Raw genomic sequence first — 25,061 nt, 5'->3', positions numbered from 1 at the left:
GGGCAACGACCATGATCCGACTTCTCTCCGGCGACCTGCCGCGCAGCCGCGTGCTGGCGGCGTTGCTGCTGCTGATCCTGATTGCGCTGGCGTGCGCGCCGTTCGCGTTCCCCGGCGCGCGTGCGCTCAACATGGCGGCCAAGATCTGCATCTTCGTGGTGCTGGTGGCCAGCTACGATTTGCTGCTGGGCTATACCGGCATCGTCTCGTTTGCCCACACCATGTTCTTCGGCATCGGCGGCTATGGCGTGGCCATCGCCATGTCGCGCATGGAGCCGGGCTGGGGCGCCTTGCTGGCGGGCACGGCCGGCGCGCTGGCGGTGTCGGCGCTGCTGGCCTTGCTGATCGGCTTGTTCTCGCTGCGGGTGCGGGCGATCTTCTTTGCCATGATCACGCTGGCGGTGGCCACCGCCTTCGCCACGCTGGTGTCGCAGCTGTCGGAGTGGACCGGCGGCGAGGATGGATTGACCTTCAAGGTGCCGGAGGTGCTGCGTCCCGGCTTTACGCTGGGCGACGCCGAATGGCTGGGCGTGCCGCTAAGCGGCAAGCTGCTGAGCTACTACCTGGTATTCGGCGGCGCGCTGGTGCTGTTCCTGGCGCTGCTGCGCATCGTCAACTCGCCGTTCGGCCGGGTGCTGCAGGCGATCCGCGAGAACGACTTCCGCGCCGAGGCGATCGGCTACCGCACCGTGGTCTACCGTACGGTGTCGACGGTGCTGTCGGCGATGTTCGCGACGCTGGCGGGCGTGCTGATGGCCATCTGGCTGCGCTACAACGGCCCCGACACCTCGCTGTCGTTCGAGATCATGGTCGACATCCTGCTGATCGTGGTGATCGGCGGCATGGGCACGCTCTACGGCGCGGTGATCGGCACCGTGCTGTTCCTGCTGGCGCAGACCTACCTGCAGGATGTGATGAAGCTCGCCAGCGACGGCACCGCCGCGCTGCCGCTGCTGTCGGCGCTGCTGCATCCCGACCGCTGGCTGCTGTGGCTGGGCCTGCTGTTCGTGCTCAGCGTCTATTATTTCCCGCAAGGCGTGGTGGGGCGGCTGCGCCGCAGCGGGCCGGTCCAGGACATCGCCAGCTGAGCGGAGGCCAGCCCATGTACGTGATCGACTGGCTGCACCGGAACGCGCAGCATTTCCCCGACAAGGTCGCGCTGGTGGACGTGGAGAGCGGCCGCCACGTGACCTATCGCCACGTCGACGAGCGCGCCAGCCGCTTTGCCGAATACCTGCGCGACCATCTGCGGCTGGCGCCGGGCACGCGCGTGGCGGTGCTGGCGCACAACAGCTCCGACTATCTCGAGATGCTTTATGGCTGCGCCAAGGCCGGCATGGTGATGGTGTGCCTGAACTGGCGCCTGCCCGCGGCCGAGCTGCTGCCGATCCTGCACGACTGCACGCCGCAAGTGCTGGTGGCGGGCGACGGCTTCCTGGGCGTGGCGGCGGAGCTGGCGCGTGCGGTGCCGCTGCGCGCGGTGCTGCACCTGGCCGATGACGAAGCCGCCGACGTGCCCGGCGGCTGGACCGAATATGAGGCCGTGCTCGACGCCGCGTCCGGCCGCATCATCGAGATGCCGTGCCGCGACGAGAACGAAATCTGGCACCTGCTCTACACCTCCGGCACCACCGGCAAGCCCAAGGGAGTGATCCAGACCTACGGCATGGTGTTCTTCAACGCCGTCAACGCGATGCTGGCCAACCAGATCACGCGCGACGACGTCTTGCTCAACGTGCTGCCGTTCTTCCATACCGGCGGCCTGAACCTGTATGCCAACCCGGTGCTGCACGCCGGCGGCACGGTGCACATCATGCGGCAGTTCGAGCCGCAGGCCGTGCTGGCCCGGCTCGACCGCGGCAGCGGCACGGGCATCACCATGTTCTTCGCGGTGCCGTCGGTGTACCTGTTCCTGAGCCAGCATCCGGGCTTCGCGCAGGCGGACCTGTCCGGCGTGCGCAATATGGCGGCGGGCGGCTCGCCGGTGCCGCGGCCACTGCTGGAAGCCTACCTGGCCAAGGGCGTGACCATCCGCTTCGGCTTCGGCATGACGGAGACCGGCCCGACGGTCTTCGTGTGCGACGAGGACACCGCGCGCCGCAAGCTCGGCAGCATCGGCAAGCCGGTGGGATCGATGCTGACCCGCATCGTCGATCCGCTCGGCGTCGACGTAGGCCCTGGCGAGCGCGGCGAACTGCTGATCAAGGGGCCGGGCGTGACACCGGGCTACTGGAACCTGCCCGAGGCCACCGCGCAGGCGCTGCGCGACGGCTGGCTGCATTCCGGCGACATCGCCTATTGCGACGAAGACGGCGACTACTACATCGTCGACCGCGCCAAGGACATGTTTATCTCGGGCGGCGAGAACGTCTATCCGGCCGAGGTCGAGAACGTGCTGTTCCAGCTGCCAGGCGTGGCCGAGGCCGCGGTGATCGGCACGCCGGATCCGCGCTGGGGCGAGGTAGGCATGGCGCTGGTGGTGCTGCGCCCGGGTGCCGCGCTTGACGCCGATGCCGTGATCGCTCATTGCAAGGCGCACCTGGCCGGCTACAAGGTGCCGCGCCAGGTGCGCTTTCTCGACGCGCTGCCGCGCACGCCGTCCGGCAAGGTGGAAAAGCACAAGCTGCGTGCGGGCCTGGCCGGAAACAGCGGCTGAAGCGCGCACCAGTTGCCGTGGCTTGATGTCGTTCCCGTTGTTCGCGGTCGAAGTCTTCGCAGTCTTCGCAGTTTCCGCAGTCTTCCATCGACGTATGTCTCGACGGCCCGCGGGGCGGGCGACAGAAGGAGGTTGACATGCAATCCACGCAGCATTCGCCGCGGTACCGCGGCCTCAGGCTCACGGCGCTGGCGGCGGCCACATCGATGCTGGCCGCATGCGGCTCCAGCGACGACATCGACAACGGCAACGGCAACGGCAACGGCGGCAACCCCAATACCAAGCCGGCCTATATCGGCGCGGTCACCATCAACAGCTACGACGGCGCCAGCGACGACTTGCTGACCGGCGGCCTGGGCAAGGACGGCCTGGCCAGCAGCACGGCGCCGCTGCCGCTCAATCCGGCCGCGCCCACCGCGGCGGAACTGCGGCGCTATGCGATCTATACCAACTATCGCGCCATTGTCGATACCAGTGCCGGCGGCGGCTACGGCTCGCTCTATGGGCCCAACGTCGATGCGCAGGGCAATGTCACCGCGTCGGAAGGCAAGGTCGCGGGCGTCGAGTACCTGGCCTATTCCGACGACGGCTCGGGCCAGCAGAACGTGACCATGCTGGTGCAGATACCGACCACGTTCAACCCCGCCAGGCCGTGCCTGATCACCGCGACCTCGTCCGGCTCGCGCGGCGTGTATGGCGCCATCGGCACCGGCGAATGGGGCCTGAAGCGCGGCTGCGCGGTGGCCTATACCGACAAGGGCACCGGCGCCGCGCCGCATGACCTGGATACCGACACGGTGCCGCTGATCGACGGCACCCGCACCACGCGCGCGGCCGCCGGCAAGAACGCGCACTTCGCCGCGCCGGCCGGCGCTACCTCGCTGGCCGAATTCACCGCCGCCAACCCGCACCGGCTGGCGTTCAAGCACGCGCATTCGCAGCGCAACCCGGAGAAGGACTGGGGCAAGTTCACGCTGCAGGCGGTGGAGTTTGCGCTGTGGGCCATCAATGACCGCTTCGGCGCCGTGTCGGCCAACGGCACGCGCCAGCGCACGCTGGACCAGGACAAGGTCCTTGTGATCGCATCGAGCGTGTCCAATGGCGGCGGCGCTGCCGTGGCGGCCGCCGAGCAGGATGCCGGCGGCCTGATCGACGGCGTGGCGGTGGCCGAGCCCAACCTGAACATGCCGCCCAACACCGGCATCGTGGTGCGTCGCGGTGCGGCGCAGGTGGCGGCATCCGGCCTGACGCTGTACGACTACACCACCACCGCCAACCTGCTGCAGCACTGCGCCGGGCGCGCCACCGCGCTGACCCAGGCGCCGTTCTACACCAATCCCACGATGGCGCCGTTCTTCGCCGCGCGCTGCCAGACGCTGGCCGAGAAAGGGCTGGTCACCGGCGCCAACACCGACCAGCAGAGCGCCAGCGCGCTGCAGGCGCTGCGTGCCGCCGGCTGGGAAGCGGAATCGGATGACCTGCATCCGTCGCTGGCCGCGTTCGACGTGGCCGCCGCGATCGCGGTCACCTACGCCAATGCCTACGCGCAGGCCAGCGTGACCGACCGGCTGTGCGGCTACAGCTTTGCCGCCACGCTGACCGACCTGAAGCCCGCCGCCGTTGCACCGGCCGCGCTGGCGTCGATGTACGCCACCGGCAACGGCATTCCGCCGCAGGCACCGGTCCAGCTGATCAACGACCGCGATCCGCAGCACGGGCCCTACCTGAACCTGCCATCCGTGTCCGCGTCGACCCAGCGCGCCGACCTCAACTACGACGGCGCCAGCTGCCTGCGCAACCTGCTGACCGGCTCCGATGCGGCGGCACTCGCGCTGCAGGCCGGCCAGGCGCTGACGCTGCGCAACGGCAACCTGCGCGGCAAGCCGGCGCTGATCGTGCATGGGCGCAGCGACGCGCTGCTGCCGGTCAACCATACCTCGCGCCCCTACCTGGGCCTGAACCGCCAGCAGGAGGGCGTGACCAGCAAGCTGTCCTACGTCGAGGTCGAGAATGCGCAGCATTTCGATGCCTTCATCGGCGTGGTGCCGGGCTATAGCAACCGCTATGTGCCGCTGCATGTCTACCTGAACCGGGCTTTGGACGCGGTCTACGACAACCTGACCAGCGGCAAGGCGCTGCCGCCGTCGCAGGTGGTGCGGACCACGCCGCGCGGCGGCACCCTCAACACCCCGGCGCCGGCGCTGCTGCCGTCCAATGTGCCGCCGTTCGCCGCCACGCCTGCGCCCGGCAACGCCATCACCGTCACCGCCAATACCGTACAGGTGCCCGACTGATGCACGACGACCTGCCGCGCGTGCTGTCGCAGCGCGATTTCGACCGCTTCGCCGCGCTGTCGCGCGACGACAACCCGATCCACTGCGATCCGGCCTTTGCCCGCGGCACGCATTTCGGTGCCACGGTGGCGCACGGCATGTTGCTGTTCTCGCTGCTGTGCGCGCACAGCGCGCGGCAACTGCCGCAGCCGGCCTTGCCGGTCGCGCAGACGCTGATGTTCCCGGCGCCGGCGTTCGTTGGCGATGCGGTGCAGTTTGCGCTGTCCGCACAGCCGGCGCCCGCCGGGCTTGCCGCCTACGCCACCACGGTGACCTGTGCAGGCGGCCCCGGCCACGCGCCGCGGGTAACGGCCGTCGGCGAGTCGTGCTGGCTGGCGGACGCGAGTCCTGCCGCACTGGCCGGCCAGTCAGTCGCAGCGGACCCGGTTGCGCAGGACGGCGACGCGGCCCTGTACGGCCTGCGTCCGGGCCAGCAGGCGAGCGCGGTGCGGGCCTTCACCGCGGCGGACCTGGACGAGTACATCGCGCTGACCGGCGATGCCAACCCGTTCCATGCCGATGCGGGCTTTGCCCGCACGCGCGGTTTCGCCGGCCCGGTGGTGCCGCTGCCGCTGCTGGCCGGCATGTTCTCGGACCTGCTCGGAACCCGGCTGCCCGGCCGCGGCACCGGCTGGATGAAGCAGTCGCTGCGGCTGGCGGCGCCGGCCCGTCTGGACGAGCCGCTGACGGCCCGCGTGCGCATCGTGCGGCTGCGCGCGGACAAGGACCTGGTCAATCTCGCCAGCGTTGTCATCGGCGCCGACGGCCGGGCGGTGGTGCAGGGCGAGTCGCTGGTGCTGGTGCGCAACCTCGCCGACAAGGCTGCAGACCGCGCCGCGTAGCCGGCGCGCGTATCGCTGGCATCACATCCCGCCTCGACAGCGCGCCTGCGCCGGGCAACGCTGGAGCGCGCGATTCCGCGCGGAATGCGGCCTTGAAATGTCACGGCAAAGCCTTATCTTTCGGTATGACATCGAGTGTCCGGCAGGGCATACGGGCGCGCCGGCAAGCAACGCCGGCGCCAGCGCCCGCGCATCAGGACACGACCTATCCGAGAGAGGGAATCCTTATGCGTCTTGACAAGCTGACCACCCGGTTCCAGGAAGCGCTGGCTGATGCGCAAAGCCTGGCGCTGGCCAACGACAACCAGTACATCGATCCGCAGCACGTGCTGCGCGCCCTGCTGGCGCAGGACGACGGCGCTGCCAAGGCGCTGCTGGCGCGCGCCGGCGCCAACGTGCAGGGCCTGCAGACCGCGCTCGATGCGGCCATCAAGCGCCTGCCGCAGGTGCAGGGCACCAGCGAGGTCCAGATTGGCCGCGAGCTGGTAAATCTGCTCAATGCCACCGAGAAGGAAGCGATCAAGCGCGGCGACCAGTTCATCGCCAGCGAGCTGTTCCTGCTCGCCGTCGCCGACGACAAGGGCGAGGCCGGGCGCATCGCGCGCGAGCACGGACTCAACCGCAAGTCGCTGGAGTCGGCGATCCAGGCCGTGCGCGGCGGCGATTCGGTCAACAGTGCCGAGGCCGAAGGCCAGCGCGAGGCCCTGAAGAAATACACCATCGACCTGACCGAGCGCGCCCGCATCGGCAAGCTCGATCCCGTGATCGGCCGCGACGACGAAATCCGCCGCGCGATCCAGATCCTGCAGCGCCGCACCAAGAACAACCCCGTGCTGATCGGCGAGCCGGGCGTCGGCAAGACCGCCATCGTCGAAGGCCTGGCGCAGCGCATCGTCAATGGCGAGGTGCCGGAAAGCCTGAAGAACAAGCGCGTGCTGGTGCTGGACATGGCCGGCCTGCTGGCCGGTGCCAAGTACCGCGGCGAGTTCGAGGAACGGCTCAAGGCCGTGCTGAACGACGTCGCCAAGGACGAGGGCCAGACCATCGTCTTCATCGACGAGATCCACACCATGGTCGGTGCCGGCAAGGCCGAAGGCGCGATCGACGCGGGCAACATGCTCAAGCCGGCGCTGGCGCGCGGGGAGCTGCACTGCATCGGCGCGACAACGCTGGACGAATACCGCAAGTACATCGAGAAGGATGCCGCGCTCGAGCGCCGCTTCCAGAAGGTGCTGGTCGACGAACCTAGCGTCGAGGCCACCATCGCCATCCTGCGCGGCCTGCAGGAAAAGTACGAGCTGCACCACGGCGTCGAGATCACTGACCCGGCCATCGTCGCCGCGGCGGAGCTGTCGCATCGCTATATCACCGACCGCTTCCTGCCCGACAAGGCCATCGACCTGATCGACGAGGCCGCCGCGCGCATCAAGATGGAAATCGATTCCAAGCCGGAGTCGATGGACAAGCTCGAGCGCCGTACCATCCAGCTGAAGATCGAGCGCGAGGCGGTCAAGAAAGAGACCGACGAAGCCTCGCTGAAGCGCCTGGAGCTGATCGAGCAGGAGATCGCACGCCTGGAGAAGGAATACGCCGACCTCGACGAAATCTGGAAGGCAGAGAAGGGCGCCGCGCAGGGCACGGCCGCGCTGAAGGAAGAGATCGAGAAGGTCAAGCTCGAGATCTCCAGGCTGCAGCGCGAAGGCAAGCTCGACAAGGTGGCCGAGCTGCAATACGGCAAGCTGCCGGGCCTGGAAGGCAAGCTCAAGGCCGCGACCGATGCCGAGGCGCGCGAGCAGAAGCAGCCCAACAAGCTGCTGCGCACGCAGGTGGGCGCCGAGGAAATCGCCGAAGTGGTCAGCCGCGCCACCGGCATCCCGGTGTCGAAGATGATGCAGGGCGAGCGCGAGAAGCTGCTGAAGATGGAAGAGCGCCTGCATGCGCGCGTGGTCGGCCAGGACGAAGCCGTGCGGCTGGTGTCCGACGCGATCCGCCGTTCGCGTGCCGGGCTGGCGGACGAGAACAAGCCTTATGGCTCGTTCCTGTTCCTGGGCCCGACCGGCGTCGGCAAGACCGAGCTGTGCAAGGCGCTGGCCGAGTTCATGTTCGACTCGGAAGAGCACCTGATCCGCATCGACATGAGCGAATTCATGGAGAAGCACAGCGTGAGCCGCCTGATCGGCGCGCCACCGGGATACGTGGGCTATGAAGAAGGCGGCTACCTGACCGAGGCCGTGCGCCGCAAGCCGTACAGCGTGGTGCTGCTCGACGAGGTCGAGAAGGCCCACCCGGACGTCTTCAACGTGCTGCTGCAGGTGCTGGACGACGGCCGCCTGACCGACGGCCAGGGCCGCACCGTGGACTTCAAGAACACGGTGATCGTGATGACCTCCAACCTCGGTTCGCAGATCATCCAGTCGATGGCCGGCGAGCCGCAGGAAGCGATCAAGGGCGCGGTCTGGCAGGAAGTGCGCACGCATTTCCGGCCGGAATTCCTCAACCGGATCGATGAAGTCGTGGTGTTCCACGCGCTCGACCAGAAGAACATCGAGTCGATCGCGCGCATCCAGCTGCAGCGCCTGCAGGCTCGCCTGGCCCGCATGGACATGACGCTGCAGGTCAGCGACATGGCGCTGGAGAAGATCGCCAGCGCGGGCTACGACCCGGTGTTCGGGGCGCGTCCGCTCAAGCGTGCGATCCAGCAGCAGATCGAGAACCCGGTGGCGCGGGCCATCCTCGAAGGCAAGTTCGCGGCCAAGGATGTGGTGCCGGTGGATTATGCCGACGGCGAGTTCACGTTCGGGCGGAAGCTGGACTGAGGCTGAGCGTCGCCTCCCCGCACATGGGGAGGCGTGGTCAAGCGTTGCCATGCACAATCCCTGCGCGCGAGCGCAGGGATTTTTTCTTTCTTGGCCGCCGTGTAATGTGGTCCGCACCCGTGCAAATATTTCACGCGGCATTGGAGACAGCGCTACGGCAGCCAAGGGATTGCAGGGTGATGCTAAGTGGCACGTTTTTCGCGTTGCAAAAGGGTTGAGTTTCCGCACAAGGCGCTGCGCCCACGCAGCCCCATCCCCCAGGAGCCCTTTATGACCGACAAGCCTTTCCTCACAGACGTCAAGACCCTGCGCGAGCGTGCGCGTCAGCACATCGACGAAGGGGCGGTGACCGCGGGCTATGCCGCCGACCGCGACACCGTGCTGAAGCTGCTGAACGACGCGCTGGCGACCGAACTGGTCTGCGTGTTGCGCTACCGACGCCACTACTACATGGCCAAGGGGCCGAATTCGAAGAGCGTCGCCGATGAATTCCTGGCCCATTCCAACGAAGAGCAGGGCCATGCCGACCAGATTGCCGAGCGCATCGTGCAGCTGGGCGGCGAGCCTGACTTTGCCCCGGACGGGCTGACCAGCCGCTCGCATGCGGAGTATGTGCCCGGCACCTCGCTGACCGACATGATCAGGGAAGACCTGGTGGCCGAGCGCATTGCCATCGACAGCTACCGCGAGATCATCCAGTTTCTGGGCGAGCGCGACCCGACATCGCGCCGGCTGATGGAGTCGATCCTGGCCGTGGAAGAGGAGCATGCCGACGAGATGGCCGACCTGCTGAGCCGGCAGGGCGGCGGCTGATGCGATTGCCGCGCACTTGATATGGGTCAAGCCGCGGCCGCAGGCGGCCCGATAAGATCTGCCCTGTCATGGAGATGCGGGGGCGCTCTTCATGACTTGTCTACCCGTTTCCAGAATGGAAACTTCGCCCGCACCGGTTTGCCGGTGCGGGCGTTTTCTTTTTGGGCGTGCTGTTTGCGCCACCCGCACGCTCAGCCATCCCTGCCGGTGAGTGCCTCGCACCGGCATGCCCATATTTCCGTCGGATCTTATGCAGAAAACGGCGAAGGATCGGCGAAACCCTTCGTTCCGTTCGGATTGCCCCGTCGGTAGTCTTGCTCCTGACACAGCCCGCCCTGCCAGGCGGGCCAAGCAAACAGGCGCAAGGCGCCATTCACGACACTGACGGGAGCAACACAAGATGATCCGCAAACTGGCCATCGGCCTGGCTGTGCTGGCAGCAATCGGCGCGGCGCAGACCGCGAGCGCTGCCAACCTGCTGAACGTTTCCTACGATCCGACGCGCGAGCTGTATGTCGATGTCAACGCCGCGTTCGCCAAGGCATGGAAGGCGCAGGGCGGCGACGCCGTGAACGTGCGCCAGTCGCACGGCGGCTCGGGCAAGCAGGCGCGCTCGGTGATCGACGGGCTCGACGCCGACGTGGTCACGCTGGCGCTGGGCTACGACATCGACGCCATCGCCGAGAAAGGCCTGATCAGGCCGGACTGGCAGAAGCGCCTGCCACACAACGCTTCGCCGTACACCTCGACTATCGTGTTCCTTGTGCGCAAAGGCAATCCCAAGGGCATCAAGGACTGGGGCGACCTGGTCAAGCCCGGGGTGCAGGTGATCACGCCCAACCCCAAGACCTCGGGCGGCGCGCGCTGGAACTACCTGGCGGCGTGGGGTTATGCGCTGCGCCAGCCGGGCGGCAACGACGCCAGGGCGCGCGAGTTCGTCGGCGAATTGCTCAGGCATGTGCCGGTGCTGGATTCGGGCGCGCGCGGCGCCACCACCACCTTTGTCGAGCGCGGCCTGGGCGATGTGCTGATCGCGTGGGAGAACGAAGCCATCCTGGCAATCAAGGAGCTGGGCCCGGACAAGTTCGACATCGTCGCGCCGTCGGTGTCGATCCTGGCCGAGCCGCCGGTGGCGGTGGTCGACAAGGTGGTCGACAAGAAGGGCACGCGCAAGGCGGCCGAGGCCTACCTGCAGTTCCTGTACACCGACGAAGGGCAGGAGATCGCGGCGAAGAACTACTACCGCCCGATCTCGCAGAAGGTGGCGGCCAAGTACGCGGCCAATTTTCCGAAGGTGAAGCTGTTCACCATCGACGAGGTGTTCGGCGGCTGGCAGAAGGCGCAGAAGACCCACTTCGCCGACGGCGGCTCGTTCGACCAGATCTACCAGCCCGGCAAGAAATAAGACCCCCAGACTGGAGCGCCGGGCCGCGTGGGGCGGCCGCGGCGTCGACCGGTCGATCCGAACAAGGAAGCCCGATGTCCATCCTGACGCTCTCCGGCAGCCCGTCGGCCCAGTCCCGCTCCGGTCTCGTGCTGGCGCACCTGCGCGCGGCGCTAGAGGCTGCCGGCGAACGCACCCGCCATCTCGACCTGCGCGACCTGCCCGCCGGCCCGCTGCTGGCCGCGCGCACGGACGATCCGGCCATCGATGCCGCCATGCGCGCCGTGGCCGAGGCGCAGGTGGTGGTGTTGGCCACGCCGGTCTACAAGGCCGCCTACAGCGGCCTGCTCAAGGCCTTCCTGGACCTGCTGCCGCAGACCGGGCTGCGCGACAAGATCGTGCTGCCGATCGCCACGGGCGGCAGCCTGGCGCACGCGCTGGCGATCGACTACGCGCTGCGGCCGGTGCTGGCCGCGCTCGGCTCGCGCCAGATCCTGCCCGGCATCTTTGCCGTCGACCAGCAAATCGAAGCGGTCGATGCCGCCGGCGCGCGCCAGGCGCGCTTCGATGCCGCGCTGACGGCGCGGCTGGACGAAGGCGTGCTGCGCGTGCGCGATGCGCTCGCGCATGCCCGCATCGAGGTGCCGCTCGACGTGGTGCCCGGCGCCTATGTCCACCGCGCCGCCGCGATCGCGGTGGCCGAGCGATGTTCCGCCTGAATTGATGGCTTGACTGTAGTGGCGCCGGCCAGCCCGGCGCAACGGCAGCGACGCGATGCCACCCGCCATGCGGTGGCAGGGCGGCGTGCTGCCGCAACCATCCCGGACATCGATCTCGCCCGCGGCACATCGTCGCGGGCCATGGAGGACTTCACATGACAACGACCAACCCGCTGCGCGCGGCAAGCCAGCGCCGACGACTCATTACCGCAGCGCTGGTGCTCGCCACCGGCCTGGCCTACGGGATTCTGCCCGGCCGCGCCGAAGCGCAATCGACCAGCATCGACCCCAAGGTGCTGCGCATCGGCTACCAGAAGTACGGCACGCTGACGCTGCTGAAGGCGCGCGGCACGCTGGAGAAGCGCCTGGCGCCGCAAGGCATCAGCGTCAGGTGGACCGAGTTTCCGGCGGGGCCGCAACTGCTCGAGGGGCTCAATGTCGGCGCCATCGACTTCGGCACCGTCGGCGAGGCGCCGCCGATCTTCGCGCAGGCCGCGGGCGCGCAGCTGGCCTATGTCGGCAACGAACCGCCGGCGCCGGTGGCCGAGGCCATCGTCGTGCCCAGGGGCTCGGCGCTGCGCTCGGTGGCCGACCTGCGCGGCAAGCGCGTGGCGCTGAACAAGGGCTCCAACGTGCATTACCTGCTGGTGCGCCAGCTTGAGCAGGCCGGCATCCCCTACAGCGAGATCCAGCCGGTCTACCTGCCGCCGGCCGATGCGCGCGCCGCCTTCGAGCGCGGCGCGGTCGATGCATGGGTGATCTGGGACCCGTTCCTCGCCGCCGCCGAGAAGCAGCTGGGCGCGCGCGTGCTGGCCGATGGCCGCGGCGCGGATGGCAAGAACGTGGTCAGCAACCACCAGTTCTACCTGGCCTCGCGCCCTTATGCGCAGGCCCGGCCGGAAATCGTCAGCCTGATCCTGGAGGAACTGGCGACGCTCGGCACCTGGGCGCAACAGCACCCGAAGGAGGCCACCACCGTGCTGACCGGTGAAACCGGCCTGCCGGCCGATGTGCTCGCGCTGGCGGTGTCGCGCTTCTCGTACGGCGCGCGCCCGGTCAGCGCCGAGGTGCTGGCCGAGCAGCAACGCATTGCCGATGCCTTCTATTCGCTGAAGCTGATTCCCAAACCGGTCAAGGTCGCCGATGCACGCTGGACCGCGCCACAGCAGCAGGCCAGGCGCTGACACGCCAGCCGACAAGAACAGGAGCACGACATGCAAGTATTCTGGTTCATCCCCACCCACGGCGACAGCCGCTACCTGGGCACCTCCGAAGGCGCGCGCGCGGTGGGTTTCGATTACCTCAGGCAGGTCGCCGTGGCCGCCGACACGCTCGGCTATGAAGGCGTGCTGATCCCGACGGGCCGCTCATGCGAAGACCCGTGGGTGGTGGCATCGGCGCTGGCCGCGGTGACGCAGCGCCTGAAGTTCCTGGTAGCGGTACGCCCCGGCCTGATGGCACCGACGCTGGCCGCGCGCATGGCCGCGACCTTCGACCGCGTTTCCAACGGCCGCTTGCTGATCAACCTCGTCACCGGCGGCGATCGCGCCGAGCTCGAGGGCGACGGCCTGTTTCTCGACCACGCCGAGCGTTACGAGGCCTCGGCCGAATTCCTGCGGATCTGGCGCCAGGTGCTGGCCGCCAGCCATGACGGCGGCAAGGTCGACTACGACGGCAGGCACCTGAGCGTGAAGGGCGCCACCGTGCTGTACCCGCCGCTGCAGCAGCCGCATCCGCCGGTGTATTTCGGCGGCTCGTCGGCGCCGGCGCATGCGCTGGCGGGCGAGCAGGTCGATACCTACCTGACCTGGGGCGAGCCGCCTGCGGCAGTGGCGCAGAAGCTGGACGACGTGCGCGGCCACGCCGCGCGCCACGGCCGCACGGTGAAGTTCGGCATCCGGCTGCATGTGATCGTGCGCGAAACCGATGCCGCGGCGTGGGCCGCGGCCGAGGAGCTGATCAGCCGGCTCGACGACGACACCGTGGCGCGCGCGCAAGCGGTGTTCGCCAATATGGATTCCGAGGGCCAGCGCCGCATGGCCGCGCTGCATGCCGGCGGCACGCGCCGCACGCGCGCGGCGCTGGAGATCAGCCCGAACCTGTGGGCCGGTGTCGGCCTGGTGCGCGGCGGCGCCGGCACCGCGCTGGTGGGCGATCCGCATACCGTTGCCGAACGCCTGCGCGAATACGCCGCGCTGGGCATCGATACCTTCGTGCTGTCCGGCTATCCGCACCTGGAAGAAGCCTATCGTTTCGCCGAACTGGTGTTCCCGCTGCTGCCGCGCGCGCTGCGGGCGAAATTCGACACGCTGCCGGGCAAGGTGCTGTCCGGCCCGTTCGGTGAAGTCATGGCGACCGGCATCGTGCCGCGCGCCGCGCAAAGCTGAGGAGGGCAACCATGACCGCTCCGCTGTTACCGCCGCCGCGCCAGGCGCCGCAGGCCTTGTGGCGCGCCGCGGCGCCGTGGATCGTGCCGGTGCTGCTGATCGTCGCGTGGCAGCTGGCGTCGCAGCATGGCTGGCTGTCCAGCCGCGTGCTGCCGGCCCCGCTGGCCGTGGTGCAGGCCGCGTGGGAACTGGCGCGCTCCGGCGAGCTGTGGCGGCACGTCGGCGTCAGCACCTGGCGCGCACTGCTGGGGTTTGCCATCGGCGGCGGGCTTGGGCTGCTGCTGGGGCTGCTGACCGGCACCTTCCGCAGCGCCGCCACGCTGCTCGACAGCACGCTGCAGATGGTGCGCAACATCCCCGCGCTGGCGCTGATCCCGCTGGTGATCCTGTGGTTCGGCATCGACGAGAGCGCCAAGCTGTTCCTGGTCTCGCTGGGCGTGTTCTTCCCGGTGTACCTGAACACGTATCACGGCATCCGCTCGGTCGATGCGGGGCTGGTGGAGATGGCGCGCAGCTACGGCCTGTCTGGCTGGCAGCTGTATCGCGAGGTGATCCTGCCCGGCGCGCTGCCGGGCATCCTGGTCGGCGTGCGCTTTGCGCTGGGGCTGATGTGGGTGGTGCTGATCGTCGCGGAAACCATCTCCGCGCAAGCGGGCATCGGCTACATGACCATGAATGCGCGCGAATTCCTGCAAACCGACGTGGTGCTGGTCGGCATCCTGCTCTATGCGCTGCTGGGCAAGCTGGCCGACTGGCTGTCGCGGGGGCTGGAGCGCTACTGGCTGCGCTGGCACCCGGGCTACGCCGCCGCGTGAACGGCGCGGCAACCAATCAAGGCAAGGAGAGCGAGATGCAGATGTATCCGGTGGAACAGGCGGCGCTGGCCGAGCTGGAAGCAGGCCTGGCGCGGCGCGAGGCGTCCGCTGCGGCGGTGGTGCCCGAGGTGCGCGGCAAGGACGCGGCGGGCGGCGTGGCGGTGCGCGTGAATCAGGTAGTCAAGCGCTACGACGGCCGCACCGTGCTGCACGACGTGGCGCTGGAGGTCTCGCCGGGCGAGTTCCTCGCCATCGTCGGGCGCAGCGGCTGCGGCAAGAGCACCCTGCTGCGGCTGGTGGCCGGGCTGGAAGCGGCCGACGGCGGCAGCATTGCCATCGATGGCGACTCCGCCGCCATGGGCCGGGCGCGCCAGGCCGACGTGCGCGTGATGTTCCAGGACGCGCGGCTGCTGCCGTGGAAGCGCGTGCTGGACAACGTGGCGCTGGGCCTGCCGCGCGCACGCCGAGCCGAGGCGGCGCAGGTGCTGGCGCAGGTAGGGCTGGCCGACCGCGCGCAGGCGTGGCCGGCACGGCTGTCGGGCGGCCAGCGCCAGCGCGTGGCGCTGGCGCGCGCGCTGGTGCACCACCCGCAGCTGTTGCTGCTCGACGAACCGCTGGGCGCGCTGGATGCGCTGACGCGCATCGAAATGCAGGCGCTGATCGAATCGCTGTGGCGCCGGCTAGGCTTCACCGCGCTGCTGGTCACGCACGATGTCTCCGAAGCGGTGGCGCTGGCAGACCGCATCGTGCTGATCGAGGGCGGCCGCATCGCCATGGATACGCGCGTGGCTTTGGCACGGCCGCGCGAGCGCGGCGCGGCGGGTTTTGCGCAACTGGAAGCCGAGGTGCTGCAGCGGGTGATGCGGCCGTCGCGGGCCGCCGGAGCAGCCGGAGCGCAGTCTGCCGCGCCCGCCGCACCTGCGCCGCTGAATGTGAGCTGGGCTGCCTGACGGCGCATATCGACAGTCCTAAATCTTCATACGCCTGCGCCTGCCGGGCTCCTATCATGAGCAGGCAGGCGGCCGCCGGCGTGGCGCTTGCCCTTTTCAATCAGACCGCCGGCCCCGAATGTCCCGAACGGCCCCGTCAACCCAAGGATCACCATGCCAGGCGAGCATGAACCCACGGGCGCAGCGTCTGCGCTCCAACGCTATCTCGAATCGCTGCCGCGCCAGCCGCTGGCGGACCGGCAACTGTGGCGCGATGCGCGCGGGCAGGTGCAGGGACAATTTTTCAACTGCTCGCTGACCAGTGCGTTCGAGCCGCTGGTGACGCTGGCGGACCGGCAGGTGGTGGCACATGAAGGCGCGATCCATACCTATGCCGAGGACGGCGTCGGCCTGGCGGCATGGAAGCTGTTCGCGATGGCGGCGGACGATCACACGCTGGTGTCGCTGGATCGGCTCTCGCGCCTGCTGCATGCCATCAACTACTTTGCCGCGGACGGCGAGCACAAGCTGGTGCTGAACGTGCACAACCGGCTGCTGGCCGCGGTGGCCGACGACCACGGCGCGGCCTTCCGGCGCGCGCTGCAGTCGCTGGGGTTGCCGCTGGAGCGCTTCGTGATCCAGGTGCCGGCCAGCGCCAACGACGACCTCGCGCTGCTGCTGCATGTGGTCGGCAACTACCGGCGCAATGGCTTCGCGGTGAGCCTGCAGGCGTCGGATCCGGCGGAGGCGGGCGCGCTGATGGCGCATGCGCTGCCGGACTGGCTCAAGCTGGACATGCGCCGCACCTGGACCGACCGCCAGCTGTCCGGCCTGCGCGCCAGCGCGGCCAGCGCCGGCGTCACGCTGATCGGGCGGCGCCTGCAGGACGCCGAGAGCATCGAGCGCCTGCAGGCCGCGGGCATCGGCCTGGGGCAGGGCGCCTTTGCCGGCGGGCTGGTGAGCGCGGCCAGGCTGCGCGCGGGGGAGGGCGCAGCGGCGCACGCGGCGCGATCGCAGGCACTGAGCGGGGAGCCGGTATGACGCAAGCGGACAGGACCTTGCCGGGCCGTGCCACGCGGCTGGAGATTCCCCGCCATCTGCAGGTGCTGACGGTGCCCGGCCTGCACGGCAGCGGTCCGGGGCACTGGCAGAGCCGCTGGGAACAGCAGTTTCCGGACTGGCAGCGGGTCGAGCAGCATGACTGGTCGCGGCCGAGCCTGCCGCTGTGGGCCGAGCGCGTTTCCGAAGGCGTGATGCGGGCCCGGCGCGTGGCCGCGCGCGGCGCCGTGCTGGTGGCGCACAGCTTCGGCTGCCTGGCGACGCTGCGCCAGGCGGCGCTGGACCCGGTCGGTATCGCCGGCGCCTTGCTGGTGGCACCGGCGGATCCGGACAAGTTCGGCGTGGCGGCGTTGCTGCCCGCCTACCGGCTGCCGTTCCCGACCATCCTCGCGGCCAGCCGCAACGACCCGTGGATGCCGCAGCGCACCGCGTTTTCGTGGGGCACGCTGTGGGGCAGCGAGCTGGTCGACGTGGGCCATCTCGGCCATATCAATGCCGACTCGGGGCTCGGCGAGTGGCCCGAAGGCCTCGCGCTGCTCGATACGCTGGTGCAGCGGATCGCCCAGGCTGGCGATGCCAGCATTCAAAGTGCTTCCGGAACCCCTTGGGAGGCAGGGGTCGAAGTCGCCTCGACCGTTCCTTATATCTAAAGCGTCTAAGAAAATTCATAAAGATTCGTTCTTTTTATAAAGACGGCTCTGCAAAATCTGTCTCGTAGGCCGGCGCAATATGCGCCGGCGTCATAAAGAACGGCGTGCCGGACCGGGCCACCAGGCCCGGCAGCGCACCGCTCACAGACGAGACGACATGCCTCCATCCATCTCCCTGGCGGACACGCCGCCGCCAGCCGCGCCCCGCGCGCCCGGTTCCGGGTCCGGCTCGGCGCCCGCGCCGCGCAAGCCATCCACGCAGCGCTTCACCGTGCTGCCGGGCTTCGGCCTGTCGCTCGGGTTCACGCTGTTCTACCTGACGCTGATCGTGCTGGTGCCGCTGTCGGCCACGTTCCTGAAGACGTTCACGATGACGTGGGACGCGTTCTGGACCGCGATCACAGCGCCGCGCGTGGTGGCCTCGCTGCAGCTGAGCTTCGGCGCGTCGCTGATCGCGGCCATCGTCAATACGGTGTTCGGGCTGGTCGTGGCGTGGGTGCTGGTGCGTTACCGCTTTGCCGGCAAGCGCCTGATCGATGCGCTGGTTGACCTGCCGTTCGCGCTGCCGACCGCGGTGGCCGGCATCGCGCTGACCGCGCTGTTCGCCGGCAACGGCTGGATCGGCCGCTACCTGGAGCCGCTCGGCATCAAGGTCGCGTTTACGCCGCTGGGCGTGGTGGTGGCGCTGACCTTTATCGGCCTGCCGTTCGTGGTGCGCACGGTGCAGCCGGTGCTGGAAGACGTCGAGCAGGAACTGGAAGAGGCCGCGGCCAGCCTCGGCGCCAACCGGCTGCAGACCTTCCGCCGCGTGATCCTGCCGGCGATCCTGCCGGCGCTGCTGACCGGGTTTGCGCTGTCGTTCGCGCGCGCCACCGGCGAGTACGGCTCGGTGGTATTCATCTCGGGCAACATGCCGATGGTGTCCGAGATCGCGCCGCTGATGATCTATTCCAAGCTGGAGCAGTACGACTACGCCGGCGCCACCGCGGTGGCGGTGGTGATGCTGGTGATCTCGTTCGCGCTGCTGCTGCTGATCAACCTGCTGCAGGCCTGGACGCGCCGCCACCAGTCCGGTGCGCGCGCCGCGCTGGCGCCGGAAGCGCCCGCCCCGGGCAAGGAGTTCTGAGATGGCCGGATCGATCTCGGGACGCCTGGGCGGGCACGGCAGCGCCAGGGGACATCACCGCTTCGACGCCACCGGCGAGGCGCCATGGGTGCGCTATACGCTGATCGCGCTGGCGGTGCTGTTCCTGACGCTGTTCCTGTTCGTGCCGCTGGCATCGGTGTTCTATGAAGCCTTGCGCAAGGGCGTGCAAACCTACTGGCAAGCGCTGGTCGAGCCCGACGCGCTGGCCGCGATCCAGCTCACGCTGACGGTGGCGGCGATCGCGGTGCCGCTGAACGTGGTATTCGGCGTCGCGGCGGCGTGGGCCATCGCCAAGTTCGACTTCCGCGGCAAGAACTTGCTGATCACGCTGATCGACCTGCCGTTCTCGGTGTCGCCGGTGATCTCGGGCCTGGTCTATGTGCTGCTGTTCGGCGCGCAGGGATGGCTGGGTCCGTGGCTGGAAGCGCACGACATCAAGATCATGTTCGCGGTGCCGGGCATCGTGCTGGCCACCATCTTCGTGACCTTCCCCTTCGTCGCGCGCGAGCTGATCCCGCTGATGCAGGCGCAGGGCAGCGAAGAGGAAGAGGCCGCGATCGTGCTGGGCGCCTCGGGCTGGCAGACCTTCCGCCATATCACGCTGCCCAATATCCGCTGGGGCCTGCTGTACGGCGTGATCCTGTGCAATGCGCGCGCGATGGGCGAGTTCGGCGCGGTGTCGGTGGTGTCGGGCCATATCCGCGGGCTGACCAACACCATGCCGCTGCACGTGGAGATTCTCTACAACGAGTACAACTTCGCGGCCGCGTTCGCGGTGGCGTCGCTGCTGACCCTGCTGGCGCTGGTGACCCTCGGCATCAAGACGCTGGTGGAATGGCGCGCCCGCAAGGAAACCGAAGAGGCCGCGCCGGAGCGGCCGCTGGCAAGCCTGCCGGCTTCAGTGCAAGGACTAGCATCATGAGCATCCAGGTCAAGAACGTAGAGAAGCGCTTTGGCGATTTCATCGCGCTGGACAATGTTTCGCTCGATTTCGACGAGGGCGAGCTGACCGCGCTGCTGGGGCCTTCGGGCTGCGGCAAGACCACGCTGCTGCGCATCATCGCCGGGCTGGAGCGCGCCGACGCCGGCCAGATCGTGCTGGCCGGGCGCGATGCCTCGGACCAGCACGTGCGCCAGCGCCAGGTGGGCTTCGTGTTCCAGCATTACGCGCTGTTCAAGCATATGAGCGTGTTCGAGAACGTCGCCTTCGGCCTGCGCGTGAAGCCGCGCGCCGAGCGCCCGAACGAGGCGCAGATCGGCGACAAGGTGCATGCGCTGCTGGATCTGGTGCAGCTCGACTGGCTCGCCGACCGCTACCCGGCGCAGCTGTCGGGCGGCCAGCGCCAGCGCATCGCGCTGGCGCGCGCGCTGGCGGTGGAGCCGCGCGTGCTGCTGCTGGACGAACCGTTCGGCGCGCTCGACGCCAAGGTGCGCAAGGAACTGCGCCGCTGGCTGCGGCGCCTGCACGACGAGCTGCATGTGACCAGCGTGTTCGTCACGCACGACCAGGAAGAAGCGCTCGAGGTAGCCGACCAGGTGGTGCTGATGAACCGTGGCCGCGTCGAGCAGTACGGCTCGCCCGAGGCGGTCTACAACCATCCGGCCACGCCGTTCGTGTTCGGCTTCCTCGGCAACGTCAACCTGTTCCACGGCCGGCTCGAAGTGGGCGACAGCGGCGGCCTGCTGCATACCGGCGAGGCGGTGCTGCCGGTGGTCGGCAGCGGCCACGAGACCGCCGGCGATGCGGTCGCCTATGTCCGTCCGCACGACCTGGACCTGGAGCGCTATGCACCCGGCGCCGACGGCATTGCCGTGACGCTGCGCCGCGCGCTGACGCTGGGCCCGGTGGCGCAGCTCGAGCTCGAGCGCGAAGACAACCAGGACGTGATCGAGGTGGCGCTGCCGCTCGAGCGCTTCCGCCATGCGGGTTTCCGCGAGGGCGAGCTGCTCGCCGTGCGCCCGCGCCAGCTGCGCGTCTTTACGCAAGCCAACGGCACCGCCCCCATCCAGAAACAAGAGGCCGCACGATGAACTTCCAGCAACTCCGTTCGATCCGCGAGGCGGTGCGCCGCCAGTTCAACCTGACCGAGGTCGCCAACGCGCTCTATACCTCGCAGCCCGGCGTGTCGCGCCAGATCCGCGAGCTGGAAGAAGAGCTGGGGGTAGAGATCTTCGAGCGCTACGGCAAGCGCCTGACCGGGCTGACCGAGCCCGGCCGCGAGATCGTGCGCATCGTCGAGCGCCTGCTGCTCGAGGCCGAAAACCTGCGCCAGGCCGGCGACGAATACGCCGGCCGCCACACCGGCCGGCTCACCGTCGCCACCACCCACACCCAGGCGCGCTACGCCCTGCCGCGCGTGGTGCAGGCGTTCCGCCGCGAATATCCGCATGTGACGCTGGCACTGCAGGAAGCGTCGCCCACGCATATCGTCGAGCTGCTGCTGACCGGGCAGGCCGATATCGGCATCGCCACCGAGGCGCTGGCGACCGAGGCCGGGCTGACCTCGTTCGAGGCCTACAGCTGGCAGCACGTGCTGGTGGTGTCGCCGGACCATCCGCTGACGCGCCTGCCGGAGCCGACGCTCGAAGACGTCGCGAACTTCCAGCTGATCACCTACGACGCCGGCTTCACCGGCCGCCGCAAAATCGACAGCGCCTTTGCCGAGGCCGGGCTGCAGCCCGAGATCGTGCTGACGGCGCTCGATGCGGACGTGATCAAGACCTATGCCGAACTCGACCTGGGCGTTGGCATCATCGCGTCGATGGCCTATGACGAACGCAAGGACGCCGGGCTGGTGCGGATCTCGGCCGACCACCTGTTCGCGCCCAACACCACCAGCGTGGCGGTGCGCCGCGGCGCCTATCTGCGCGGCTATGCGCACGCCTTTATCAACATGTTCGCGCCGCACCTGTCGCGCGACACTGTCAGCAGCGCGCTGTCCGAGCACGACCGCCAGGCCCTGGCCGCCTGATCCGGGCGCGCGGCGCCCGCAGCACCCCGCGCGGGCTGGCGGATGCACCGTCCGCACCGGCTCTGTGCCGTTCGCACCCCGTGCCAGCCATTCGTCGCAACAGACTTTCTTCCACCCCCGCGGCGGGGTACATTCCCTGCACGTGCCCGCGCCGGCGTTCCGGCCAGGCGCCGCACGTGTACCGCAGCGCAGCAAAGTTTGCGCACGGCCACCGGTCGGCAAGGACCGGGCAAGGGAGAGAGAGACGATCATGCGCGACGAAGAACCGCTGCTGCGCCGGCAGTGGCGCGGCTATGCCCGCAACCACCAGCATCCCCGCAACCTGCTGCTGCATATCGTGGCCGTGCCGATGTTCATGGCCGGCACCGTGCTGGGCCCCTATGGCCTGCTGCGCCTGAACCTGCCGGCGATCGCGCTGGGGCTGGTGTGCATGGGCATGTCGATGGCGCTGCAGGGCCGCGGCCACCGGCTCGAGGCCCATGCGCCGGAGCCGTTTGCCGGCCCGGCCGATATCGCGGGTCGCATCCTGGCCGAGCAGTGGATCACCTTTCCGCGCTATGTGCTGTCCGGGCAATGGTGGCGAGCGGTAACAGGCCGCGGCGCGGCCCCGGCGCCTGCACCCGTGCGCTCCGGCGACGCGACGACGGGGCAGGGTCGCTGACGTAACCAATGTCTCCGTCACATCACCCGCTGTATTGCGCATGGCGAAAGCCGCGCTAACATGAACGCCATGGACCGCTGCTTCACACACGCCTGCACCGCCATCCCGTCCCGCCTGAATATCCTCGGGCGCGACCTGCTGTTCGTGCTGTGCATGAACTCGGTGATCGCCATCAGCCTGAACTACGGCTTCCAGACCGGCGGCACGCTGTGGCACAACTTCGTCTACAGCCAGCTGATCGGGCTGTCGATCTGGGCGCTGATCGACATCCCGCGCGTGGTGATCTGGTGGAACGACCGGCCGCGCCGCTGGCCCTTCCTGCTGCTCGCCGCCGCGGCCGTGCCCGCCGGCGTGGTGTTCGGCAGCTGGGCCACGCGCGTGGTGCTGGACCTGCCGCCCAAGTCGGCCGACGAGGCCGGCGGCATGCTGCGCATGTGCCTGGTGGTGGGCATGCTGGCGGCCGCGTCGATGATCTATTTCTACTGGTCGCGCGAGAAGCTGGCGTCGCTGGAGCGGCAGGCGGCGCTGGACGCGCTGCAGCGCGAGGAAGCCGAAAAGCAGCTGGTGCGCGCGCAGCTGATGGCGCTGCAGGCGCAGATCGAGCCGCACTTCCTGTTCAACTCGCTGGCCAACCTCGACGGCCTGATCGCCACCGATCCGCCCGCGGCGCGGCAGCTGCTGCAGCGGCTGATCGGCTTCCTGCGCATGTCGCTGGCGCATACTCGCGCCGAGCAATGCACGTTGCGGCAGGAGTTCGAGCTGCTGCGCAGCTATCTCGAGATCCAGGCCATGCGCTTCGGCCAGCGGCTCTCGTACGACATCGACCTGCCGCGCGACCTGGCGAAGGTCGAGATTCCGCCGATGCTGATCCAGCCGCTGGTGGAGAACGCGGTCACGCACGGCATCGAGCCCTGCATGATCGGCGGCCATATCCGGCTGTCGGCGCGCGCCGCAGGCGACAACGCGGTGCAGGTGGTGATCGCCGATACCGGGGTCGGGTTCGGCCATGCCTCGGGCAAGGGCTCGGGGCTGGGCATCACCCATGTGCGCCAGCTGCTGGCGCGGCTGGAATCGCTCGAGCATGCCGCGCCAGGTGCGGCCGGCGCGCCGCAGCGCCATTACCTGCGTTTTATCAAGGCGCTGGTGGGGCAGGAGGTGCGCATTATCCCGGTCGATGAGGTGATCTACCTGGAAGCCACCGACAAGTACGTCAACGTGGTCTCGGGCGCCGGCGAGGCGCTGATCCGCACCAGCCTGCGCGAGCTGACCCAGCAGCTCGATCCGGAGCGCTTCTGGCAGGTGCACCGCGGCACCGTGGTCAACATCAGCTGCGTCGCCAGCGCGGTCAACCAGTCGCTGGGCCGGCTGTCGCTGCGGCTGCGCGACCGGCCGGAGCTGCTGCCGGTGGCGCGCCAGTACGCGCACCTGTTCAAGCAGATGTGACGGCGAGGGTGGGGCAGCAGCGGCCGGCGCCCAGGCGCCGGGGCCGCCACCTGCCAGCAGCGAACAGGGGTTTTCCTCTATGATGCGGGCTTCGGCCCGTATTTTTTTGCCCGCCGTCCAGCCCACCGCATCGCCTCTCCGACTGCCAGCGCCATGTCCATCGCCGCCCTCGAGCCCACGCCCAATTCCCTTCGCCACGATGCCCAGGTGATCGGGCTGGTAGGGCTGGCGCATGGCGTCTCGCACTTCTACCACCTGTTGCTGGCGCCGCTGTTCCCGTGGATCAAGGCCGAGTTCGGGCTGAGCTATGCCGAGCTGGGCCTGCTGATGACGGTGTTCTTTGCGGTCTCGGCGGTGGTGCAGACCGCGTCGGGCTTCGTGGTCGACCGCTTCGGCGCGCGGCCGGTGCTGTTCGGCGGACTGGCCTGCCTGGGCGCCGCGGCCTTGCTGCTGTCGGCCAGCGGCGGCTATGCCGGGCTGCTGTTCGGCGCGGCGGTGGCCGGGCTGGGCAACGGCGTGTTCCATCCGGCCGACTTCACGCTGCTGAACAAGCATGTGTCGCAGCCGCGGCTGGGCCACGCGTTCTCGGTGCACGGCATTTCCGGCAACCTGGGCTGGGCGGCGGCGCCGCTGTTCCTGGTGGCGATCGCCAACCTGGCGAGCTGGCGCGTGGCGCTGGCGGCGGCATCGGCGGTGGCGTTGATCGTGCTCGCTGTGCTGGTAGCTTTGCGCCGCGTTCTGGACCCGCGCGAAGTGCAGGGCGCCGTGGGCCGGCCCGCGGCCCGGGCCGCGGCAGCAAACGGCAGCGTGCTGGGCTTCCTGCGCCTGCCGCAGGTGTGGGTGTGCTGGGGCTTCTTCCTGCTGACGACGTTCTCCGCCGCAGGCATCCAGAGCTTTGCGCCCACCGCGCTGACCTACCTGTACGGCATGCCGTTCACGCTGGCGACCGCGTCGTACACCGTCTACATGCTGTGCAGCGCCGGCGGCATGATCGTCGGCGGCTTTGCCGCCAGCCGCACCAGCAACCATGACCGGCTGATCGCGGTCAGCTTCACCGTGTCGGGCCTGATGGCGGTGCTGGTGGGGCTGAACCTGGTGCCGGCGCTGCTGGTGCCGGTGCTGATGGGCGTGATCGGCTTTGGCGCCGGCACCGCCGGGCCCTCGCGCGACCTGCTGGTGCGCGCGGCAGCGCCGGCCGGCGCCACCGGACGCGTCTACGGCGTGGTCTACTCGGGACTGGATATCGGCCTGGCCTGCGGCCCGCTGTTCTTCGGCGCGCTGATGGACGCCAGGCTGCCGGCCTGGGTCTTCTTCATGATCGGCGGCTTCCAGCTGCTGTCGATCTTCACCGCGGTCACCGTGGGCAACGGCAACCGCTCGCGCAGCCAGGCCGCGGCACGGGCGGAGGCCGCCTAGCCGAGCCAGTCAGCGAGCC

At 69.0% G+C, this 25,061-nt stretch carries 21 protein-coding genes; all 21 read left to right on the top strand.

Features of this window, described 5'->3' with window-relative positions; all coding sequences use genetic code 11:
* Nucleotides 1-11: 11 nt before the first annotated feature.
* The gene (locus A2G96_RS14725) at nucleotides 12-1,088 is read left to right on the top strand and encodes a branched-chain amino acid ABC transporter permease (protein ID WP_062800435.1); all 1,077 of its coding nucleotides are present in this window, start codon (nucleotides 12-14) and stop codon (nucleotides 1,086-1,088) included.
* 14 nt (nucleotides 1,089-1,102) lie between these two features.
* Nucleotides 1,103-2,656 carry an acyl-CoA synthetase gene (locus A2G96_RS14720; protein ID WP_062800432.1) on the top strand — a complete coding sequence of 518 codons (1,554 nt, stop codon included), beginning with the start codon at nucleotides 1,103-1,105 and terminating at the stop codon, nucleotides 2,654-2,656.
* A gap of 137 nt (nucleotides 2,657-2,793) precedes the next feature.
* Nucleotides 2,794-4,950 (top strand): D-(-)-3-hydroxybutyrate oligomer hydrolase, encoded by a 2,157-nt coding sequence (locus A2G96_RS14715; RefSeq protein WP_062800431.1) that lies wholly within the window; start codon nucleotides 2,794-2,796, stop codon nucleotides 4,948-4,950.
* Nucleotides 4,950-5,831, top strand: a complete 882-nt coding sequence (locus A2G96_RS14710) for a MaoC/PaaZ C-terminal domain-containing protein (protein ID WP_062800429.1) — start codon at nucleotides 4,950-4,952, stop codon at nucleotides 5,829-5,831. The genes A2G96_RS14715 and A2G96_RS14710 overlap by 1 nt, the downstream gene beginning before the upstream one ends.
* Before the next feature lie 227 nt (nucleotides 5,832-6,058).
* Nucleotides 6,059-8,647 (top strand): ATP-dependent chaperone ClpB, encoded by a 2,589-nt coding sequence (gene clpB, locus A2G96_RS14705; protein WP_062800427.1) that lies wholly within the window; start codon nucleotides 6,059-6,061, stop codon nucleotides 8,645-8,647.
* Nucleotides 8,648-8,917: 270 nt separating this feature from the next.
* A complete protein-coding gene (locus tag A2G96_RS14700) occupies nucleotides 8,918-9,460 on the top strand; it encodes a ferritin-like domain-containing protein (protein WP_062800425.1) in 543 nt (180 codons plus the stop codon).
* A 400-nt stretch (nucleotides 9,461-9,860) separates the two neighbouring features.
* On the top strand, nucleotides 9,861-10,865 hold the full coding sequence (locus A2G96_RS14695) for a sulfate ABC transporter substrate-binding protein (RefSeq protein ID WP_062800420.1): 1,005 nt from the start codon (nucleotides 9,861-9,863) through the stop codon (nucleotides 10,863-10,865).
* Nucleotides 10,866-10,939: 74 nt separating this feature from the next.
* Nucleotides 10,940-11,563, top strand: a complete 624-nt coding sequence (gene ssuE / locus A2G96_RS14690) for an NADPH-dependent FMN reductase (protein ID WP_062800418.1) — start codon at nucleotides 10,940-10,942, stop codon at nucleotides 11,561-11,563.
* A 155-nt stretch (nucleotides 11,564-11,718) separates the two neighbouring features.
* Entirely contained in the window at nucleotides 11,719-12,747 is a 1,029-nt protein-coding gene (locus tag A2G96_RS14685) for a sulfonate ABC transporter substrate-binding protein (protein ID WP_062800415.1), read from the top strand.
* Nucleotides 12,748-12,777: 30 nt separating this feature from the next.
* Nucleotides 12,778-13,950 (top strand): FMNH2-dependent alkanesulfonate monooxygenase, encoded by a 1,173-nt coding sequence (gene ssuD, locus A2G96_RS14680; protein WP_062800413.1) that lies wholly within the window; start codon nucleotides 12,778-12,780, stop codon nucleotides 13,948-13,950.
* 11 nt (nucleotides 13,951-13,961) lie between these two features.
* The gene (gene ssuC / locus A2G96_RS14675) at nucleotides 13,962-14,765 is read left to right on the top strand and encodes an aliphatic sulfonate ABC transporter permease SsuC (protein WP_062800410.1); all 804 of its coding nucleotides are present in this window, start codon (nucleotides 13,962-13,964) and stop codon (nucleotides 14,763-14,765) included.
* Between the two features lie 35 nt (nucleotides 14,766-14,800).
* On the top strand, nucleotides 14,801-15,715 hold the full coding sequence (locus tag A2G96_RS14670) for an ATP-binding cassette domain-containing protein (protein WP_062800407.1): 915 nt from the start codon (nucleotides 14,801-14,803) through the stop codon (nucleotides 15,713-15,715).
* 153 nt (nucleotides 15,716-15,868) lie between these two features.
* Nucleotides 15,869-16,735, top strand: coding sequence for an EAL domain-containing protein (locus A2G96_RS14665; RefSeq protein WP_062800405.1), 867 nt, complete (start codon nucleotides 15,869-15,871; stop codon nucleotides 16,733-16,735).
* Entirely contained in the window at nucleotides 16,732-17,403 is a 672-nt protein-coding gene (locus tag A2G96_RS14660; protein WP_062800402.1) for an RBBP9/YdeN family alpha/beta hydrolase, read from the top strand. Before A2G96_RS14665 ends, A2G96_RS14660 begins: the two co-directional genes overlap by 4 nt.
* Before the next feature lie 157 nt (nucleotides 17,404-17,560).
* The gene (gene cysT, locus A2G96_RS14655; RefSeq protein ID WP_062800398.1) at nucleotides 17,561-18,529 is read left to right on the top strand and encodes a sulfate ABC transporter permease subunit CysT; all 969 of its coding nucleotides are present in this window, start codon (nucleotides 17,561-17,563) and stop codon (nucleotides 18,527-18,529) included.
* Between the two features lies 1 nt (nucleotide 18,530).
* Nucleotides 18,531-19,472: a sulfate ABC transporter permease subunit CysW gene (cysW, locus tag A2G96_RS14650; protein ID WP_062800395.1), complete on the top strand. Its 942-nt coding sequence runs from the start codon at nucleotides 18,531-18,533 to the stop codon at nucleotides 19,470-19,472.
* Nucleotides 19,469-20,581 carry a sulfate/molybdate ABC transporter ATP-binding protein gene (locus A2G96_RS14645; RefSeq protein ID WP_062800393.1) on the top strand — a complete coding sequence of 371 codons (1,113 nt, stop codon included), beginning with the start codon at nucleotides 19,469-19,471 and terminating at the stop codon, nucleotides 20,579-20,581. The genes cysW and A2G96_RS14645 overlap by 4 nt, the downstream gene beginning before the upstream one ends.
* Entirely contained in the window at nucleotides 20,578-21,522 is a 945-nt protein-coding gene (locus A2G96_RS14640; RefSeq protein ID WP_062800390.1) for a CysB family HTH-type transcriptional regulator, read from the top strand. The genes A2G96_RS14645 and A2G96_RS14640 overlap by 4 nt, the downstream gene beginning before the upstream one ends.
* Nucleotides 21,523-21,772: 250 nt before the next feature.
* Complete coding sequence (locus tag A2G96_RS14635) at nucleotides 21,773-22,183, top strand: DUF962 domain-containing protein (protein ID WP_062800387.1); 411 nt, start codon at nucleotides 21,773-21,775, stop codon at nucleotides 22,181-22,183.
* A 60-nt stretch (nucleotides 22,184-22,243) separates the two neighbouring features.
* A complete protein-coding gene (locus A2G96_RS14630; protein WP_082818975.1) occupies nucleotides 22,244-23,626 on the top strand; it encodes a histidine kinase in 1,383 nt (460 codons plus the stop codon).
* Between the two features lie 153 nt (nucleotides 23,627-23,779).
* On the top strand, nucleotides 23,780-25,042 hold the full coding sequence (locus A2G96_RS14625; protein ID WP_062800384.1) for an MFS transporter: 1,263 nt from the start codon (nucleotides 23,780-23,782) through the stop codon (nucleotides 25,040-25,042).
* Nucleotides 25,043-25,061 lie beyond the last annotated feature (19 nt).

The sequence above is a fragment of the Cupriavidus nantongensis genome (assembly GCF_001598055.1).
Taxonomy (GTDB): Bacteria; Pseudomonadota; Gammaproteobacteria; order Burkholderiales; family Burkholderiaceae; genus Cupriavidus; species Cupriavidus nantongensis.
This window is presented reverse-complemented; position numbering and strand designations above follow the sequence as displayed.

Excerpts from the sequence above, each read along its gene's own strand:
- A2G96_RS14685 (WP_062800415.1), top strand. The coding sequence starts at position 11,719 with ATGACAACGACCAACCCGCTGCGCGCGGCAAGCCAGCGCCGACGACTC.
- clpB (WP_062800427.1), top strand. The coding sequence starts at position 6,059 with ATGCGTCTTGACAAGCTGACCACCCGGTTCCAGGAAGCGCTGGCTGAT.
- A2G96_RS14710 (WP_062800429.1), top strand. The coding sequence starts at position 4,950 with ATGCACGACGACCTGCCGCGCGTGCTGTCGCAGCGCGATTTCGACCGC.
- A2G96_RS14665 (WP_062800405.1), top strand. The coding sequence starts at position 15,869 with ATGCCAGGCGAGCATGAACCCACGGGCGCAGCGTCTGCGCTCCAACGC.
- A2G96_RS14670 (WP_062800407.1), top strand. The coding sequence starts at position 14,801 with ATGCAGATGTATCCGGTGGAACAGGCGGCGCTGGCCGAGCTGGAAGCA.
- cysT (WP_062800398.1), top strand. The coding sequence starts at position 17,561 with ATGCCTCCATCCATCTCCCTGGCGGACACGCCGCCGCCAGCCGCGCCC.
- ssuC (WP_062800410.1), top strand. The coding sequence starts at position 13,962 with ATGACCGCTCCGCTGTTACCGCCGCCGCGCCAGGCGCCGCAGGCCTTG.
- A2G96_RS14630 (WP_082818975.1), top strand. The coding sequence starts at position 22,244 with ATGAACGCCATGGACCGCTGCTTCACACACGCCTGCACCGCCATCCCG.
- A2G96_RS14625 (WP_062800384.1), top strand. The coding sequence starts at position 23,780 with ATGTCCATCGCCGCCCTCGAGCCCACGCCCAATTCCCTTCGCCACGAT.
- A2G96_RS14635 (WP_062800387.1), top strand. The coding sequence starts at position 21,773 with ATGCGCGACGAAGAACCGCTGCTGCGCCGGCAGTGGCGCGGCTATGCC.
- A2G96_RS14645 (WP_062800393.1), top strand. The coding sequence starts at position 19,469 with ATGAGCATCCAGGTCAAGAACGTAGAGAAGCGCTTTGGCGATTTCATC.
- ssuD (WP_062800413.1), top strand. The coding sequence starts at position 12,778 with ATGCAAGTATTCTGGTTCATCCCCACCCACGGCGACAGCCGCTACCTG.
- A2G96_RS14695 (WP_062800420.1), top strand. The coding sequence starts at position 9,861 with ATGATCCGCAAACTGGCCATCGGCCTGGCTGTGCTGGCAGCAATCGGC.
- A2G96_RS14725 (WP_062800435.1), top strand. The coding sequence starts at position 12 with ATGATCCGACTTCTCTCCGGCGACCTGCCGCGCAGCCGCGTGCTGGCG.
- ssuE (WP_062800418.1), top strand. The coding sequence starts at position 10,940 with ATGTCCATCCTGACGCTCTCCGGCAGCCCGTCGGCCCAGTCCCGCTCC.
- A2G96_RS14720 (WP_062800432.1), top strand. The coding sequence starts at position 1,103 with ATGTACGTGATCGACTGGCTGCACCGGAACGCGCAGCATTTCCCCGAC.
- A2G96_RS14700 (WP_062800425.1), top strand. The coding sequence starts at position 8,918 with ATGACCGACAAGCCTTTCCTCACAGACGTCAAGACCCTGCGCGAGCGT.
- cysW (WP_062800395.1), top strand. The coding sequence starts at position 18,531 with ATGGCCGGATCGATCTCGGGACGCCTGGGCGGGCACGGCAGCGCCAGG.
- A2G96_RS14715 (WP_062800431.1), top strand. The coding sequence starts at position 2,794 with ATGCAATCCACGCAGCATTCGCCGCGGTACCGCGGCCTCAGGCTCACG.
- A2G96_RS14640 (WP_062800390.1), top strand. The coding sequence starts at position 20,578 with ATGAACTTCCAGCAACTCCGTTCGATCCGCGAGGCGGTGCGCCGCCAG.
- A2G96_RS14660 (WP_062800402.1), top strand. The coding sequence starts at position 16,732 with ATGACGCAAGCGGACAGGACCTTGCCGGGCCGTGCCACGCGGCTGGAG.